We start from the raw sequence: 17,094 nt of genomic DNA, 5'->3' as shown, positions 1-17,094 counted from the left end.
TGCATCCCACAAACCGCCCGTCCGGCCGATTTCCAGACGAGCTAACGCCCGGCAAACGCGCCCGGCAATTTAAACCATTCGTTTACCTTAACAGGGGGGCGACGGGCGCGAGAGCCCACCGTCCAATCGCCGCAGAGACCGTGCTGATGACCTCGCCGATCAGGCCCCGAATTCCCGCGTGATAGCGGCCTTTCCGGGCCTCATCGACGCCTCCTCGAACATCTGCATCGCATCCGACATTGCGTCCGTCGGCGGCCGCTGATTCACGTCCATGCGCCTCGCAACTCTGTGCGCCACGCCATCGGTGTTCTTGACTAGCGTCAAAGTAGTCTGAAACAGATATACTACCTTAGAGGCGAACGCCGCTGCGTTTCGCACAGCGGGATCGTGATGCGGCAGGCAGCTGCCGAGCGGGAGTACCGCATGAGAGTAGCTCGGATCTTCATCGGCATCCTCCTGCTGGCCGGCGGCCTCTACATCCTGGTCGGCGAACATTTCGCCGGAACTTCGGGAGACGCGACCGTCAATGCCCGGCTTTACGTCGTGCGCGCGCCGATCGAAGGCCGCGTGACGCTGGGGGTGAGCAATATCGGCGCCAGGGTCAATGCCGGGGAACTCATGGCCGAGATCGTCGACGACCGGTTCGACACCACGCGCCTGCTCAATCTCGAGCGCGACCGTGACGAGCAGAAGATCGCGCTCAAGCGGGTTCCGGCGCAGCGTTCGGCGCTCGAGCAGGCGCGGGCCGCCTTCGCGGCCCAGTCGGCCAACTACAAGACCGGCCGCGTCCGCCAGATCGCGGCGCGCATCGCCGAGGCCAAGGCGGCGGAGGATGCCGCGGCCGCCCGGCTGAAGCTCGCGGATCTCACCTTCACGCGGGCCAACGAGCTGAAGGAACGCGGGGTCCAGACGGTCGCCGGCCTCGACCAGGCCAGCGCCTCGCTCGATATCGCCAAGCAGGATTTGGAAAGCGCGAAACAGCGCACCAACTATGTTGAGACCGAGCTCGGCTCCGCGCAATCAGGGGTCTTCATCGGCGACTCCTACAACGACGTGCCGTTCTCGATGCAGCGCATTCACGAGCTCGACCTGCGCCTCGCCGAACTTGCCGTGGACGAGCAGCAGATCCAATCCCGCCTGGTCCAATACGAGCAGCAGATCAACGCCGAACGCGTCCGGATCAACCGGCTGACCTCGGCGACGCTGAGGGCCCGCGTCCTGGGCATGGCCTGGGATTTCCTCGTCGACGATGGCGAATATGCCCGTCGCGGTCAGGATCTCGTCAAGCTGGTGGACTGCAACAGTCTCGTGGTGACCGCGAGCGTTCCCGAAAGTCTCTACGCCCGCCTGTCGATCGGCGCCCCGGTGCAGTTCCGTCTGTTCGGAGACGACCGGATATTCGATGGGACGGTGACACGTCTCGGCGGCTCGGGCGCCTCGCAACTCTACGCCAATCTCGCTGTCGGCCCGACGCCGCAGCACTTGCAGCGCTTCGACGTCACCGTTGCGGTGCCAGATCTCGCCAAGCAGCCGGATCTGTCCTGCGCCATCGGGCGCACCGGCCGGGTGATCTTCACCAGCGGACCGATCGCGGCATTGCGCGGCTTCGTCGCCCGGTACGGCTACTGATGCCGACGCTGTCACCATTCCTGTCCGCATTCGCAGTCGTTGCGATCATCGTAGGGCTGCGCGTCCTGGCGTTGCCCCTCCTGGACCCGAAGATATGGTACTGGCGGACCCTGCTCCTCAGCGGCTCGATCCTGCTGGCCTGGCGCTATGTCGTCTGGCGCTTCACCGAGACCCTTGCTCCGCCCGGCCTCACGCCGGATGGGATCCTCAGCTGGGGCTTCGCCATTCTCGAAGCGCTCACCGTTGTTTCGTCGTCCTTCGCCTTCCTGATCCTGACCAGGACCAAGGAGCGGACGACGGAGGCTGATCGCCATGCCGGCTGGTGGCTTCCGAGGCCGCCGCCTCGGGTCGACATCTTCATCACGACCTACAACGAGCAGCTCGAGGTGCTGGAGCGAACCATCGTCGGCGCCAAGGCGATCACCTATGCGGCGTTGCGCGTCTTCGTCCTCGACGACGGCAGCCGGGCCTGGCTCCGGGATTACTGCACCGAGCACGGCATCGGCTATGTCGCCCGTACCGACAAGTCGCACGCCAAGGCCGGCAACATCAACAATGCCTTGCGGCTGCGCGCGGCGGATGCGGACCGGCCGGATTTCGTCGCCGTTCTCGACGCCGATTTCGTGCCTCATCTCGACTTCGTCGAGCGGACGCTGGCGTTGTTCCACGATCCGGCTGTCGGCCTCGTACAGACGCCCCAGCACTTCTTCAACCCGGACCCGATCCAGCACAATCTCGGCATCGGCGCGGCCTATCCCGACGAGCAGCGCCACTTCTTCGACAACGTCGAGCCGGCGCGCGACGCCTGGGGCATCGCAATGTGCTGCGGCACCTCCTCGATATTCCGCGTCTCCGCCGTGGAGATGATCGGCGGCGTGCCCACCGAGAGCGTCACCGAGGATTTCCTGCTCACACTGCGCCTGTCCGCGCACGGCTACCAGACCGTGTACCTGAACGAGGCGTTGTCGGAGGGATTGGCGCCGGAAGGCCTTGCGGAATACGTCACGCAGCGCGGCCGCTGGTGCCTCGGCCTCATGCAGATCGTGCGCAACGTCTACAATCCATTCGGCTCCCATGGTCTCGATTTCTTCCACCGGCTCAGCGTGCTCGACTCGCTGCTCTATTGGACGTCGACCTATCCGTTCCGCCTCGCCGCGCTGATCTGTCCACTGCTCTACTGGTGGGGCGGGGTGACGGTGGTGAACGCCTCGATCGCCGATATCATCCGGTATTACGGCCCCTATTATCTCTCGATCATGTACACGCTGAACTGGCTGTCCAAGGGACTGTTCATTCCGATCGTCAACGATGTCTCGCAGATCGTCGCCGCCTGGCCCGTGCTCCGCGCCGCCGCTCTCGGCCTGCTCTCCCCCGGTCCGCACAAATTCTCGGTGACCGCCAAGGGCGGCGACCGCGCCAAGATCATCGTCCAATGGCCGCTGATGCGGCCCTTCCTGATCCTGATGGCGCTGACGATCGGTGGCATGATCGTGTCGCTGACGTCCGATTTCGTCTTCAATACCACGGGGACCGCGGGAGACGGCGTCATCGTCGTGATGTTCTGGACGATCTACAACATTCTGGTGCTGTCGGTGGCGATCGCCGTGTGCATCGACCGTCCACGCTACAACCGGCCGCAACGCCAGATCGTCGAGCCGATAACCCTGACGGTCGACGGCGAGCCGCAACGCGGCTGGATCGTCAATCTCGGCCCCGGCGGCGCACGCGTCAGCGGTCCGGTCGGCCTTGCGACCGGCGCCATCGGCACGCTCACCCTGCCCCTGATCGGCGATATCCAGACCAAGGTCGCGGCTCCGACGAACGACGGCTACCGGCTCATATTTGCGGTGACGCCGCAGCAGCGCGCCCAGATCATCGAGCGGCTGCACACCGCGAGCGGAGTGCCCGGCGCCGACAGCGGCGATCTCGGCCGCATGCTGAAAGAAATCGCGCGAGCCGTGGCCGATTGAGGAGAAGACAATGACGAGGCGACGGTGGAGCTTACAGACAGCGGTGTTCCTCGGCGGCACGACACTGATCGTCGTGACGGCGCTGGCCGTTGCCATCCTCTATTCGGCGTCGCTGCAGCGGCGCGGCGAGGAGCTCGCGATCGAGCAGCTGAGGACGCGCGGTGAGCTCAGCGCAAACCTGCTGGCGCGACAGTTGTACGGCACGTGGAGCGACGTGTCGCGGCTCGCCGCGATCATCGACCCCGCCGACGTCGCCGAGGCGCGCCGGCAGATCCAGTTCGTGAGCCAGTTCCAGCCGCGCTATGCCTGGCTCGGCATCGCCGACTCCGGCGGCAAGGTCATCGCGAGCAAGGACCGGATGCTGGAAGGACAAAACGTCGCCGACCTGCGCTGGTTCCGGCATGGACTCGGGGTGCCGACGGCGGTCGATGATCGCGAATCAGAGGCCCTGGGCCGGATGTTGCAGGCCGCTTCGGGACCGGACCGCTTGATCGCAATGTCGGCTCCGCTCGTGCACGACGGCGCCCCCGCCGGCGTCATCGGGGCCCAGATCGATTGGAAATGGGTGATCGAATCCGTCGCGGCGCTGGCGTCGCGCGACATCGATCTGGTGTTGCTGTCGCGCGAGAGCATCGTGCTGTTCGGCCCGCCGGATCTCGTCGGCAAGCAACTGACGATCGGCTCGGCGCAGGCCGCAAGCCGCGGGGCCTCGGTCGCGCTCATCGAGCGATGGCCCGACGGCAAGGATTATTTCACCCTCACGTTCCCCACCGTGAAGTACGCCGATCTGCCGAGCTTCGGCTGGTCCCTTCTGATCCGGCAGGACGCCGTTGCCGCGATGGTGCCGACCCGCCAGCTTGTGCGCTCGTTTTGGTTCAACGTTGCCGGTGGCGTGTTCTCGATCCTGGTGCTGCTCAATTTCGCCGCGAAATGGGTGGTGACGCCGATGCGCCGTCTTGCCCAGGCCGCCGAGACCATGGTGAAAGATCCGTTTTCTGGCATGGTGGCGCGGGAAACCCGGTACGATGAGGCGACGCGGCTGCGCGACGCCTTGGTCAGGCTCCAGTCGAAGCTGATGGCAAAAGTGCCTGGTTCGACGGAAGACAGCGGTAGCGGCATATAGCGGCGCCAGCAACCGGTGCGAGAACCCTCCTTTTCGGCGCTACGTGCTGGGTTCCCAAGCGGTCATTTGATGGCGACGGCCGGCCCCGAGGAAGGCAGGGGAACCGCGCCATCAAAGGAGGCGGGATAAGCCCGCAATTGTGGCACTGCACGCTGTTGCGGCACCCGGTTCCGAACTGTTAGTACTGCCGCACGCGTCGCCTTGGGCGCGGGTGCGTCTCCAGGCATACCGGCACCCGCTCTACAAGGCCCCCGCCGCGTTGCGAACCGGTATCGGCAGTCTCACTCACGGCAGTTCATGGATTATTTCGCGCAACAGCTCATCAACGGCCTCGTCCTTGGCTCGATCTACGGCCTGATCGCCATCGGCTACACCATGGTCTACGGCATCGTCGGCATGATCAATTTCGCCCATGGCGACATCTTCATGATCGGCGGCTTCATCGCGCTGATCTGCTTCCTGGTCCTGGTGTCGCTGGGCCTGACCGCGGTTCCGGTGATCCTGCTGATCGTGCTGCTGGTGTCGATGGCCATCACGGCGCTCTATGGGTGGACCATCGAACGCATCGCCTATCGCCCGCTGCGGCACTCGTTCCGCCTGGCGCCGATGCTGTCCGCCATCGGCATGTCGTTCGTCCTCACCAACTATTCGCAGGTGTCGCAGGGCGCGCGCGTCAAGCCGGTGCCGCCGATCATCACCGGCGGCTACACGCTGCACGAGGGCGCGGGCGGCTTCGTCGTCCAGCTCTCCAACATCCAGATCGTGGTGGTCATCACCACCATCGTTCTGCTCGCGCTGTTCACCTGGCTGGTATCCCGCACGCGGCTCGGCCGCGACATGCGCGCCTGCGAGCAGGATCAGACCATGGCGGCACTGCTGGGCGTCGACGTCGACCGCACCATCTCGATGACCTTCGTGATCGGCGCGGCGCTCGCGGCCGTCGCCGGCATGATGTACCTGCTGTATTACGGCCTGGTCGATTTCTTCATGGGCTTCGTCGCCGGCATCAAGGCGTTCACGGCGGCGGTGCTCGGCGGCATTGGCTCGCTGCCGGGCGCGATGCTCGGAGGCCTCGCGATCGGACTGATCGAGACGTTCTGGTCGGCTTATTTTTCGGTGGAGTACAAGGACGTCGCGGCATTCTCGATCCTGATCGTGGTGCTGATTTTCCTGCCAACCGGCCTGCTCGGCCGGCCCGAAGTCGAAAAAGTCTGAAGATGGAGTCCGCGTGAGCGCGTCCCTTCCCGCCTCGTCGAAAGGCTCCGAACCGGTCGGAGCCGCCTTCATCCTCAAGAAGGCCTTTCTCAGCGCACTGGTCGCTCTCGGTCTGTTCTCCCTGATGGTCGGCATCCGCACCGAAGCGGGTCAGAGCGGCCAGCTCGTATACTGGACCCGCTTCGGCGACCTCGCCAGCCTGGTTGTGGCGGTGTTCGTCGGCTCGATCGCGGTCGAGCTGCTGCGGCTGTGGCTCGGACCGCGCGGCGGCCTCGGCAGCTTCGTGCCGCCGTCCGTGCGGAGCGGCATGTCCGTAGCCGGTCGCTATCTCGCGCCGGCGCTGCTGATCTTCACCTTGCTGGTGCCGGTGATCTTCTACAATCAGCGTTACATTCTCGACCTCGGCATTTTGGTCCTCACCTACGTCATGCTGGGTTGGGGCCTCAACGTCGTGGTCGGTCTCGCCGGCCTGCTCGACCTCGGCTACGTCGCGTTCTACGCCGTCGGCGCCTATTCCTACGGCCTGCTCTCGACCACCTTCGGCCTGTCGTTCTGGGTCTGCCTGCCGCTCGCCGGCATTCTCGCCGCCTTCTGGGGCGTGCTGCTCGGCTTTCCGGTGCTGCGGCTGCGCGGCGACTACCTCGCCATCGTCACCCTGGCCTTTGGCGAGATCATCCGCCTCGTCCTCATCAACTGGCAGGACGTGACCGGCGGTCCCAACGGCGTCTCCGGGATTCCGCGACCGACGTTGTTCGGCATTCCGCTCGCGCCGGGCGAAGGCGGCCTTGCATCGATGCTCGGCATCCCGTTCTCGCCGACGCATCGCATCGTTTTTCTGTTCTATCTGATCCTGGCGCTGGCGCTCTTGACCAACTGGGTCACCATCCGGCTGCGCCGGCTGCCGATCGGCCGGGCCTGGGAAGCGCTGCGCGAGGACGAGGTCGCCTGCCGCGCGCTCGGCATCAACATCACCACCACCAAGCTGACCGCATTTGCGACCGGCGCGATGTTCGGCGGTTTCGCCGGTGCCTTCTTCGCCACGCGCCAGGGCTTCATCAGCCCGGAATCCTTCACCTTCCAGGAATCGGCGCTGGTGCTCGCCATCGTCGTGCTCGGCGGCATGGGGTCGCAGCTCGGCGTGGCGCTGGCGGCGCTCGCCATGATCGGCGGCTTCGAGCTGTTCAGAAGCCTCGAGGGCTACCGCATGCTGGTGTTCGGTCTCGCCATGGTGCTGGTGATGATCTGGCGGCCGCGCGGCATTGTCGGCCATCGCGCGCCGACCGTATTCCTGGAAAAATCCAAGAGCATCTCTTCGGACCTCGTCAAGGAAGGCCACGGATGAGCTCCGCTCCCATTCTCGCACTCGAAAACCTCACCATGCGCTTCGGCGGCATCGTCGCCGTCAATGCGCTGTCGTTCACCGCGCAACGCACGCAGATCACGGCCCTGATCGGCCCCAACGGCGCCGGCAAGACCACCGTGTTCAACTGCATTACCGGCTTCTACAAGCCGACCTCCGGCGTCATCCGCCTGACCCATGATGACGGCGCGCAGTTCGAGATGCAGAAGCTGAAGGACTTCAACATCTCCAAGCAGGCCAAGGTGGCGCGGACGTTCCAGAACATCCGGCTGTTTCCGGGCATGACGGCGCTCGAAAACCTGATGGTCGCGCAGCACAACGCGCTGATGCGCGCGTCCGGCATGACGGTGCTCGGGCTGCTCGGCGTGCCCTCGTGGCGCGCGGCCGAGCGGAACGCGATCGATGCGGCCGTGTTCTGGCTGAAGCGCGTCGGGCTGATCGACCGCGCCGACGACGCGGCCGGCAATCTCGCCTATGGCGACCAGCGTCGGCTGGAGATCGCGCGCGCGATGTGCACCTCGCCGGCCCTGCTCTGCCTCGACGAACCGGCCGCCGGCCTCAACGCGCGCGAGAGTGCGGCCCTCAGCGAGTTGCTGCTGTCGATCCGGGCCGATCACGCCACGTCGATCCTGCTGATCGAGCACGACATGAGCGTCGTGATGGAAATCTCCGACCGCGTCGTCGTGATGGACTACGGCGTCAAGATCGCCGAGGGCACGCCGCGCGAGATCCGCGACGATCCGAAGGTCATCGCCGCCTATCTCGGCACCGATGAGGAAGAGGCCGCAGCCGTGATGGAGGCCGAGGCGTGAGTGCGTCCCTGCTCGCGATTCGCAATCTGCGCGCGTCCTACGGCAAGATCGAAGCGCTGAAGGGCGTCGATCTCGACATCAGGCCGGGCGAGATCGTCGCGCTGATCGGCGCCAACGGCGCCGGCAAGTCGACGCTGATGATGTCGATCTTCGGCCGCCCGCGCGCAAGCTCCGGCAACATCGTCTACGACGGCAACGACATCACACAGGTGCCGACGCATCAGATCGCGCGGCTGCGCATCGCGCAGTCGCCGGAGGGACGCCGCATCTTTCCGCGCATGAGCGTGGCGGAAAACCTGCAGATGGGCGCCGACGCCGGCGAGACGACCGACGCGGAGCGGGCCAGCACGCTGGAGCGCGTCTTCGCCCTGTTTCCGCGCCTGAAGGAGCGCGTCGACCAGCGCGGCGGCACGCTATCCGGTGGCGAGCAGCAGATGCTGGCGATCGGACGCGCGCTGATGAGCCGGCCGCGCCTGCTGCTTCTGGATGAGCCCTCGCTTGGCCTGGCGCCGCTGATCGCCCGCCAGATTTTCGACGCCATTCGGACACTCAACCGCCAGGACGGTCTGACCGTGCTGATCGTCGAGCAGAACGCCAATCACGCGCTGAAGCTCGCCCATCGCGGCTACGTGCTGGTCAACGGCCTGATTACGCTGTCGGGCACCGGCACCGAGCTGCTGCAGCGACCGGAGATCCGCGCTGCCTATCTGGAGGGCGGCCGCCACTGAGGCGGGCCCTCAAAACGCGGTCAGAATGGCCTTAGTCCTTCGTAGGTGTGGTCAAAAATTGCCGGTGACTTCGCCGGAAAATCAGCCACAATGCGCGCGGTCTGCGGCCCGCCGTTCGGGCCGTTCCGTGTCGACCTACCCCCGCGAGGATTTCTCATGAAACCACTCAAACTCATCGGCTTGGCTCTGGGCGCATCGCTGGCGCTCTCGACTGCTGCCTTCGCCGAAGACATCAACATCGCCGTGGCCGGCCCGATGACCGGCAGTGAATCGGCCTTCGGCCGCCAGATGCAGAACGGCGCCGAGATGGCGGTCGCCGACCTCAATGCCGCCGGTGGCGTGCTCGGCAAGAAGCTCGCACTGCAGGTCGGTGACGATGCCTGCGATCCGAAGCAGGCGCGTTCGGTTGCCGAAAAGCTCGCCGGCTCCGGCATTCCGTTCGTCGCCGGCCATTTCTGCTCGTCGTCGTCGATCCCGGCCTCCGAGGCCTATGCCGACAGCAACGTGCTGCAGATCACGCCGGCCTCGACCAACCCGCTGTTCACCGAGCGCAAGCTGTGGAACGTGGCGCGCGTCTGCGGCCGTGACGACCAGCAGGGTCTCGTTGCCGCCAACTACATCGCGAAGAACTTCAAGGGCAAGAACATCGCGATCCTCAACGACAAGACCACCTACGGCAAGGGTCTCGCCGACGAGACCAAGAAGGCGCTGAACAAGGCCGGCGTCACCGAGAAGATGTTCGAGTCCTACAACAAGGGCGACAAGGACTTCAACGCCATCGTCTCCCGCTTGAAGCGTGACAACATCGATCTCGTCTATGTCGGCGGCTATCATCAGGAAGCCGGCCTCATCCTGCGCCAGATGCGCGACCAGGGCCTCAAGACCATCCTGATGGCGGGCGACGCGATGAACGACAAGGAGTTCGCTTCGATCACCGGTCCGGCCGCGGAAGGCACGCTGTTCACCTTCGGCCCCGAGCCGCGCAACAAGCCGACCGCGAAGGCGATCGTGGACAAGTTCAAGGCCAAGAACATCGATCCCGAGGGCTATACGCTCTACACCTACGCCGCGATCCAGGTCTGGTCGCAGGCCGTCAAGAAGGCCAACACCACCGACGCCAAGAAGGTGATGGACACCATCAAGGCCGGCGAGTGGGACACGGTGCTGGGCAAGCTCGGCTTCGACGCCAAGGGCGACATCAAGCAGATCGACTACGTCGTCTACAAGTGGGACGCCAAGGGCGGCTACGCCGAGCTCGGCGGCAAGGGATCCTGATAGGAACTTTGACCGTCTCGATCATCATCAGCAAAATGCAAACGCCCCGGTCCAGGACCGGGGCGTTCTGCTGAGCGCTTGTTTCGTCGCTGAGCCCCCCGACCGTGGGGAACCACGTCGTACGGAGCAACAGACCGGCTCAGCCGGCACAGGCCGAAAGCGATGGGGTCCCCTTCGCCGCCACTGCTGCACGGGCCGTTTCAACGGCACGCATCAGCTCGGCCGGGCGGAACGGTTTCTGCAGGTAAACGACACGGGTCAGCTCGTCCGACATCGACGCGCCATCGAAGGCAGTCATGCCGGAGACGGCGACCACCGGAACGTCGGGAACCAGCGCGCGCATACTGCTGACCAGATCGAGCCCGTTGGAATCATCGAGATAGATGTCGACGATGACGGCATCGAATGCCTGGTCGCGGAACAACTGCAGTCCGGACGCAGCGGTTCCCGCTTCGACCACGTCGAACTGATTGACGCGCAGCACCATACAGATCATGGCGCGCACATCCTTCTGATCGTCGACCACCAGAATCCGTGGCATCAACTTCTCCAGAATTTTTCCGTTGGACAGCCTACAACGTAGAAAGAAATCGGACACAACTATGAGTATATTTATCTCATTTGCGGTAAAGGTGCGGTTACTCCAACTATTGACTCATTCTACAGAACGATCCGATCTGGTACCATACAACCTTCATTAGAATAGTGATTTTCTTCGCGCGCGAGCTGTAAACCTCCCTGCTTGCACGTCGGCTCTGTTGCGCAGGACCCTTGGAGATGCAGAGCATCAAGGATCATCGCGAAGTCCTCCTGTCGACGTCCACCGCGACGCGCCGAGACCAAATCGCAGCACTCGCCGCGGTTGCGATCTCGACCTTGCTGTTTGCCGCCGCCGCTCCCTTTGCCAAGGTGCAGTTGCCGCCGGTGCCTGCGTTCGTCGCGAGCTACCAGTCGGCGCTGGCGCTGAACGATCTCATCACCGCGTTCCTGCTGTTCTCCCAGTTCGTGCTGCTTCGCTCGCGACCGTTGCTGTGGTTGGCCTCCGGTTACCTGTTTACCGCGCCAGCCTCGCTGCTGCACACGCTGGTGTTCCCAGGCCTGTATTCTCAGACCGGCCTGCTCGATGCAGGGCCGCAGACCGCAGCCTGGATCTACATGATCTGGCACGGCGCGTTCCCCTTGTTCGTTCTGGTCTATGCGCTGCACGACCGTCTCCGTCCGGCGCCCGTTGGGTCGGTTGCGCTGTCTCTCTCGGTCGCCGTGCTCGGCGTGGCGATTGCACTTGCGGCACTCACCTGGGCGGTGATCGCCCATGATACGGCGCTGCCTGCGCTCGTCCGCGATGACGCTGCCACTCCGGCTTTGAAGATCGTGATCGGCGCCATCTGGTGCGTAACATCGGCTGCCCTGCTCGTCCTGGCGTTGCGCAGGCCGCACAGCATTCTCGACCTCTGGGTCATGGTGGCGCTGTGCGCTTGGCTGTTCGATCTCTCGCTCTCCTCGCTGCTCAACGCCGCCCGGTTCGACCTCGGCTACTATGCGGGCCGCATCTATGGCTTGCTGGCAGCGAGCTTCGTCCTCGGCGTCCTGCTCGCCGACAATGTCAGGCTGCAGACGAGGCTCACGCGGCTGCTGCAGCAGCAGCGCCGGCAGAGCGAAAGCGAGCGGGCCCGCTTCATCGCGCGGGAGCGGCTGTTCAGCGCTGTGGTGGAATCCTCCAACGACGCCATCATCACGCTGACGCTGCAGGGCAAGATCACGTCCTGGAATCGCGCCGCCGAACACCTGTTCGGATACGGCGCAGACGAGGCGCTTGGCAACGACATCGGCCTGATCGTGCCCGCCGAACGGCGCAGCGAAGTCGATCGCATCCTGAGCCGGATCGGCGGCGGCGAGAAGATCGAGCATCACGAGACGATCCGCCGCCACAAGGACGGCCGCGAGATCGAAGTATCGCTCGGCGTGTCGCCGATCCTCGACGCGCATGGTGTGATCATCGGCGCCTCGAAGGTGGCGCACGACATCACCGAAAGCAAGCGCACCCGAACCGCCCTGACCCGTGAGACCGAGGAGCGCCGCCGCATCTTCGAGACCTCGCAGGACCTGATCCTGGTTGCCAACTCCTACGGACAATTGATGCAGGTCAGCCCGAGCGCGGTGGACGTGCTCGGCTACCGGCCGGAGGAGATGGTCGGCCGCAATGCCAGCGACTTCGTCTATCCGCCCGAGCTCGAGGCGGTCCGTAGCCAGATCCGCGCCTGCCGCCGCGGCCGCGACGTCCGTAATTTCGAAGCGCAGCTCATGCACAAGGAAGGCCGCGGCGTCGTCCTGAACTGGATGGCGAGCTGGTCGGAGCCGGTGCAGCGCCACTTCTTCGTCGGCCGCGACCTCACCGAGAAGCGCGCGGCCGAGGCGCAGTTCCGCCAGGCGCAGAAGATGGAGGCGGTCGGTCAGCTCACCGGCGGCGTCGCCCACGACTTCAACAACATCCTCACCGTCATCACCGGCAGCATCGGCATTCTTGCCGACGCCGTGTCCGACCGGCCGGAGCTCGCCTCCGTCGCCAAGCTGATCGACGACTCCGCCGACCGCGGCGCGCAGCTCACGCGGCAGTTGCTGGCCTTCGCCCGCAAGCAGCCGCTGCAGCCGACGGATCTCGACGTCAACGCCCTGTTGAACGAGACCGCAGCCTTGCTGCAGCCGACGCTCGGCGCGCAGATCGAGATCGAGCGTATCCTTGACGCCGATCCCTGCACTGCGCTCGCCGATCCGAACCAGCTCGCCACCGCGGTCATCAATCTCGCGCTCAATGCGCGTGATGCGATGCCGCAGGGCGGCAAGCTCACGCTGGAGACAGCGAACGTCACGCTCGACCGGGACTATGCCGACGTCCATAGCGAGGTCATCGTCGGTGACTACGTGATGATCGCCGTGAGCGACACCGGCTGTGGCATTCCGCCGGCCTATCTCGAGAAGGTGTTCGATCCGTTCTTCTCGACCAAGGGCTCCGGCAAGGGCACGGGGCTCGGCCTCAGCATGGTGTTCGGTTTCGTCAAGCAGTCCGGCGGCCACATCAAGATCTACAGCGAGGTCGGCCACGGCACCTCGATCAAGCTGTATCTGCCGCGCTCGGCGTCCGCTCCGGCGGCCAGCGCGGGCTTGCAGGCGCCAGACGCGCGCGGCGGCAATGAGACGATCCTGATCGTGGAGGACGATCCGCTGGTACGCCAGCACGTGATCGCCCAGGTCGGCAGCCTCGGCTACACCACCCTGGCTGCAGCCAATGCCGCCGAGGCGCTCGACGTGCTCGATCGCCATCCGGAGATCGACCTGCTGTTCACCGACGTCATCATGCCCGGCGCCATGAACGGCCGCCAGCTCGCCGACGCCGCGCGGGTGCGGCGGCCGGCGCTGCGGACGCTGTTCACCTCGGGCTATACCGAGAACGCGATCGTGCACCACGGCCGCCTCGACGCCGGCGTGCTGCTGCTGCCCAAGCCTTACCGGAAGCCAGAGCTGGCCCGCATGATCCGTATCGCGCTGGAGCGCTGAAGCACGCGCCCGGATCGGCGTAAGCGACATCCGGGCCCACCGGCGCGGCACTTGAGACCCGGATGTCGCCTGCCCCTTCGCGCCCGCTGGACGCAAGCGGGGCGCTCATACCAGCGCCGAGGCGCGTGCCCTCCTGCATTGAGGCCTCGCGCCGGCCGCGCTATCCATCCGGCATCATCATCTGCAGCGAGGGACGATCGTGCAGAACCTCCTCACCGACATCCCCGGCGTACGCGTAGGCCATGCCCATGACGCCGCGCTCGCTTCCGGCGTGACCGCGATCCTGTTCGATCAGCCGGCGGTCGCCGCGATCGACATCCGTGGCGGCGGACCCGGGGTGCGCGAGGATGCGCTGCTCGATCCTGCGAATACGGTGGAACGGGTCGACGGCATTGCCCTGTCGGGAGGCTCGGCGTTCGGGCTCGAGGCCGCGAGCGGCATTCAGGCCTGGCTGGCGGAACAGGGGCGCGGCTTTGCCGTGCGCGACGCGCTGATCCCGATCGTCCCCGGCGCGATCGTGTTCGACCTCTTGAACGGCGGCAACAAGGCCTGGGGCCGCTACGCGCCGTATCGCGAGCTCGGCTACGCGGCGGCGGCGGCGGCCAGCACGACCTTCGCGCTCGGCAGCGTCGGTGCCGGGCTCGGCGCCACCACGGCCAACCTGCAGGGCGGGCTCGGCTCGGCGTCGGCGACGACGACAGGCGGCATCAAGGTTGCGGCCATTGTTGTGGTGAATGCGGTCGGCAGCGTCACTGTCGGCGACGGTCCCTGGTTCTGGGCGGCACCGTACGAGATCGACGGCGAGTTCGGCGGCCGCGGCCTGCCGGCCGCCTTCACGCCGGACATGCTGGCGATGCGCATCAAGGGCGGCCCGGCAGCATCGGCCTCCGAGAACACGACGATCAGCCTCGTCGTGACCGATGCCATCCTGACTAAGGCGCAGGCCAAGCGGCTCGCGATGATGGCGCAGACCGGCATGGCGCGCGCGATCTATCCAGTGCATCTGCCGCTCGACGGCGACATCGTGTTCGCGGCCGCGACCTGCACCAGGCCGATCGAGCCGCTGGTCGAGCTGAGTGAGCTCGGCATGGTCGCGGCCAACGTCCTGGCGCGCGCGATCGCCCGCGGCGTCTATCACGCGAGGCCGCTGCCGTTCGCCGGCGCGCTGCCGTCCTGGCAAGGCCGCTTCGGCAGTTGAGCTTACGCGCTGACCGCGGTCGTTGAAGACGTGGAGGCCGACAGCATGTTGGACTGCCGCTGGATCAGCTTCTCGATCATGTTGTAGGACGAGGTCGCAGCGTTGGACGCGGTTGTGGCTGCCGGCGTCGTCAGCGTCACCTTGGAGCCGTCGGCATAGGTGATGGTGGTCGTGGTCGAGCCGTCGCTGTTGGTGGACGAGGAACTCGAGGCGCCCGACAGCGCCTGCATCAGCGCATCTGCGCCCGCGCTGGATGAGGTGCCCGAGCCGCCGCTCCCGCCCGCCTCCTGGTGATGATGGTGGCCACGTCGCCCCTTGGCGCCCTGCAGCGCCGAGGACAGCTCGTCGAGGCTGACACTGCCGTCGCCGTTCGTATCCAGCTTGCCGAACACCTTGTCGGCATTGGCGACGTTGGTGCCGCCGGCGCCGAGCGCGCTCTCGAACTCCGATTTGCTGATCTGACCATCGCCATCGCCGTCGATCTGCGAGAACAGGTCCTGTAGCGGATTGGTCGATGAGCTTGCGCTCGACGACGCGCCCGACTGGCTCTGCGCTGCGAGCAGCGCGCTCATGGTCTCCGGCGCGATCTGCCCCGAGCTGCTGCTGCCGCCCGCGCTCGACCACGGGCTGAAATTGCCGGAGCCGCTCGCCCCCTTGGTGTCGAGGCTGAACGGACCGCCGCCCGACTTGCCGGAGCCCGACTTGGTCGAGCCGAGCGACTGCAGGCTGTCCAGGACCGACGAGGCGGCCCCCAGTGCAAACCACATGGCGAAACTCCCGCAAGGCCGCCCACGCGGCGGCAGAACATCTTCCCACCGCCGTCGCAATCCCCATGCCAGCGCCAAACCGCTGATATGTCCGGATATTTCGCGATGTTACGGTGGCCTGAACCCGGCAGATCGTGCCGCGCCCGGCAGATTTTTCCCGCTCGCGTTGCCGCAGCCGGCCCTGCATGATACGGCGACATCCCCGATCGTCCTGGAACAGCCGCCCATGACCCAGTCCTTCACGCCGCGTCCGCTCGTCATCGCGCCATCGATCCTGGCGTCGGATTTCTCCAAGCTCGGCGAAGAGGTGCGCGCCGTCGATGCCGCCGGGGCCGACTGGATCCATCTCGACGTCATGGACGGGCATTTCGTCCCGAACATTTCCTATGGCCCGGATGTCATCAAGGCGCTGCGCCCACACACCACCAAGATCTTCGACGCGCATCTGATGATCACGCCGTGCGATCCCTATCTCGAGGCCTTCGCCAAGGCCGGCTGCGACCACATCACGGTCCACGCCGAGGCCGGCCCGCATCTGCATCGCTCGCTGCAGGCAATCCGCGCGCTCGGCAAGAAGGCCGGCGTCTCGCTCAACCCGTCGACCCCGCTCAACGTCATCGAATATGTGCTCGACCTCGTCGACCTCGTGCTGATCATGTCGGTCAATCCCGGCTTCGGCGGCCAGGCCTTCATCCCCTCGGCGATTGGCAAGATCCAGGATCTGCGCGCGATGACCGCGGGCCGGCCGATCGATATCGAGGTCGATGGCGGCGTCGGCCGCGACAATGCCGGCGCACTCGCCGCCGCTGGCGCCAACGCCTTCGTCGCAGGCTCCGCCGTCTTCAAGGGCGGCACGATGGAAGCCTATCGCAGCAACATCGCCGCGATCCGCAGCGCCGCCGCGTTGGCGCGCGGCGAAGCGATCTGAGGCACGCGAGACGGGATGCACACGCTCACGCCGCAGCCGCTGACGAAAGCGGCCTTCGCTGCTTTCGGCGACGTCGTCGAGACCGATGGCGCCCAGCCCATCGACATCAACCAGGGCTTCGCCCGCCGCTGCAACGGCCTCGCTGCTGTCGACGTGACATCGGGCGGCGCGGCCGTGAACATCAGCCTGTTCGAGGCCAAGCCGCGGCCGTTGCCGATCGAGATCAAGCTGATGGAGCGGCACCCGCTCGGCAGCCAGCTGTTCATGCCGTTGCAGGACCGGCCGTGGCTGGTGCTGGTCTGCGCCGATCCGCGCGATCCCGCGAGCTACCACGCCTTCACGGCAACCGGCCGCCAGGGCGTCAACTACGCGCGCAACGTCTGGCATCATCCGCTCTTGGTGTTCGACGAGGCCTCGCGCTTCATGGTGGTCGACCGCATCAGCCCCGACAATCTCGAGGAGCTGTGGCTCGACGAGCCGCTCTACCTTGCCATTCCCTGATGACCGATGGCGCGCCGGTTGATCATCCGCGCCGTG

General features: G+C 65.7%; 14 protein-coding genes. 12 read left to right on the top strand and 2 right to left on the bottom strand.

What is annotated here, in order from left to right:
- Nucleotides 1–423 precede the first annotated feature (423 nt).
- The 8 genes from ACQR0U_RS17745 (at nt 424) to ACQR0U_RS17710 (ending at nt 10,112) form a co-directional block, all read left to right on the top strand.
- Complete coding sequence (locus tag ACQR0U_RS17745; protein ID WP_315714768.1) at nt 424–1,629, top strand: HlyD family secretion protein; 1,206 nt, start codon at nt 424–426, stop codon at nt 1,627–1,629.
- Complete coding sequence (locus tag ACQR0U_RS17740) at nt 1,629–3,599, top strand: glycosyltransferase family 2 protein (protein WP_316192762.1); 1,971 nt, start codon at nt 1,629–1,631, stop codon at nt 3,597–3,599. The genes ACQR0U_RS17745 and ACQR0U_RS17740 overlap by 1 nt, the downstream gene beginning before the upstream one ends.
- Before the next feature lie 43 nt (nt 3,600–3,642).
- On the top strand, nt 3,643–4,722 hold the full coding sequence (locus ACQR0U_RS17735) for a hypothetical protein (protein ID WP_315714771.1): 1,080 nt from the start codon (nt 3,643–3,645) through the stop codon (nt 4,720–4,722).
- 297 nt (nt 4,723–5,019) lie between these two features.
- Complete coding sequence (locus ACQR0U_RS17730) at nt 5,020–5,937, top strand: ABC transporter permease subunit (protein WP_315714772.1); 918 nt, start codon at nt 5,020–5,022, stop codon at nt 5,935–5,937.
- 13 nt (nt 5,938–5,950) lie between these two features.
- Nucleotides 5,951–7,279, top strand: coding sequence for a high-affinity branched-chain amino acid ABC transporter permease LivM (gene livM / locus ACQR0U_RS17725; RefSeq protein ID WP_315714773.1), 1,329 nt, complete (start codon nt 5,951–5,953; stop codon nt 7,277–7,279).
- Entirely contained in the window at nt 7,276–8,109 is an 834-nt protein-coding gene (locus ACQR0U_RS17720; RefSeq protein WP_315714774.1) for an ABC transporter ATP-binding protein, read from the top strand. The genes livM and ACQR0U_RS17720 overlap by 4 nt, the downstream gene beginning before the upstream one ends.
- Nucleotides 8,106–8,837, top strand: a complete 732-nt coding sequence (locus ACQR0U_RS17715; protein WP_434872201.1) for an ABC transporter ATP-binding protein — start codon at nt 8,106–8,108, stop codon at nt 8,835–8,837. Before ACQR0U_RS17720 ends, ACQR0U_RS17715 begins: the two co-directional genes overlap by 4 nt.
- 156 nt (nt 8,838–8,993) lie before the next feature.
- On the top strand, nt 8,994–10,112 hold the full coding sequence (locus tag ACQR0U_RS17710) for a branched-chain amino acid ABC transporter substrate-binding protein (RefSeq protein WP_315737407.1): 1,119 nt from the start codon (nt 8,994–8,996) through the stop codon (nt 10,110–10,112).
- A 139-nt stretch (nt 10,113–10,251) separates the two neighbouring features.
- Here ACQR0U_RS17710 and ACQR0U_RS17705 read toward each other — a convergent pair whose 3' ends face one another.
- The gene (locus tag ACQR0U_RS17705) at nt 10,252–10,653 is read right to left on the bottom strand and encodes a response regulator (protein WP_315714777.1); all 402 of its coding nucleotides are present in this window, start codon (nt 10,651–10,653) and stop codon (nt 10,252–10,254) included.
- Between the two features lie 236 nt (nt 10,654–10,889).
- Between ACQR0U_RS17705 and ACQR0U_RS17700 the strand changes: the two genes are divergently transcribed.
- Complete coding sequence (locus tag ACQR0U_RS17700; protein ID WP_434872200.1) at nt 10,890–13,664, top strand: PAS domain S-box protein; 2,775 nt, start codon at nt 10,890–10,892, stop codon at nt 13,662–13,664.
- A gap of 199 nt (nt 13,665–13,863) precedes the next feature.
- Entirely contained in the window at nt 13,864–14,862 is a 999-nt protein-coding gene (locus ACQR0U_RS17695; protein WP_316225236.1) for a P1 family peptidase, read from the top strand.
- A 2-nt stretch (nt 14,863–14,864) separates the two neighbouring features.
- Here the strand turns inward: ACQR0U_RS17695 and ACQR0U_RS17690 are convergent, their stop codons facing one another.
- Complete coding sequence (locus ACQR0U_RS17690; protein WP_316225235.1) at nt 14,865–15,629, bottom strand: EF-hand domain-containing protein; 765 nt, start codon at nt 15,627–15,629, stop codon at nt 14,865–14,867.
- A gap of 226 nt (nt 15,630–15,855) precedes the next feature.
- Between ACQR0U_RS17690 and rpe the strand changes: the two genes are divergently transcribed.
- Nucleotides 15,856–16,557, top strand: a complete 702-nt coding sequence (gene rpe, locus ACQR0U_RS17685) for a ribulose-phosphate 3-epimerase (protein ID WP_315714981.1) — start codon at nt 15,856–15,858, stop codon at nt 16,555–16,557.
- 15 nt (nt 16,558–16,572) lie between these two features.
- Nucleotides 16,573–17,058 carry an ureidoglycolate lyase gene (locus ACQR0U_RS17680; RefSeq protein WP_315714781.1) on the top strand — a complete coding sequence of 162 codons (486 nt, stop codon included), beginning with the start codon at nt 16,573–16,575 and terminating at the stop codon, nt 17,056–17,058.
- Nucleotides 17,059–17,094: the final 36 nt, after the last annotated feature.

Source organism: Bradyrhizobium sp. HKCCYLRH3097 (genome assembly GCF_051167875.1).
Taxonomy (GTDB): domain Bacteria; phylum Pseudomonadota; class Alphaproteobacteria; order Rhizobiales; family Xanthobacteraceae; genus Bradyrhizobium.
The sequence above is the reverse complement of the archived record's forward strand: the minus strand, read 5'-3'. Positions and strand labels throughout refer to the sequence as shown.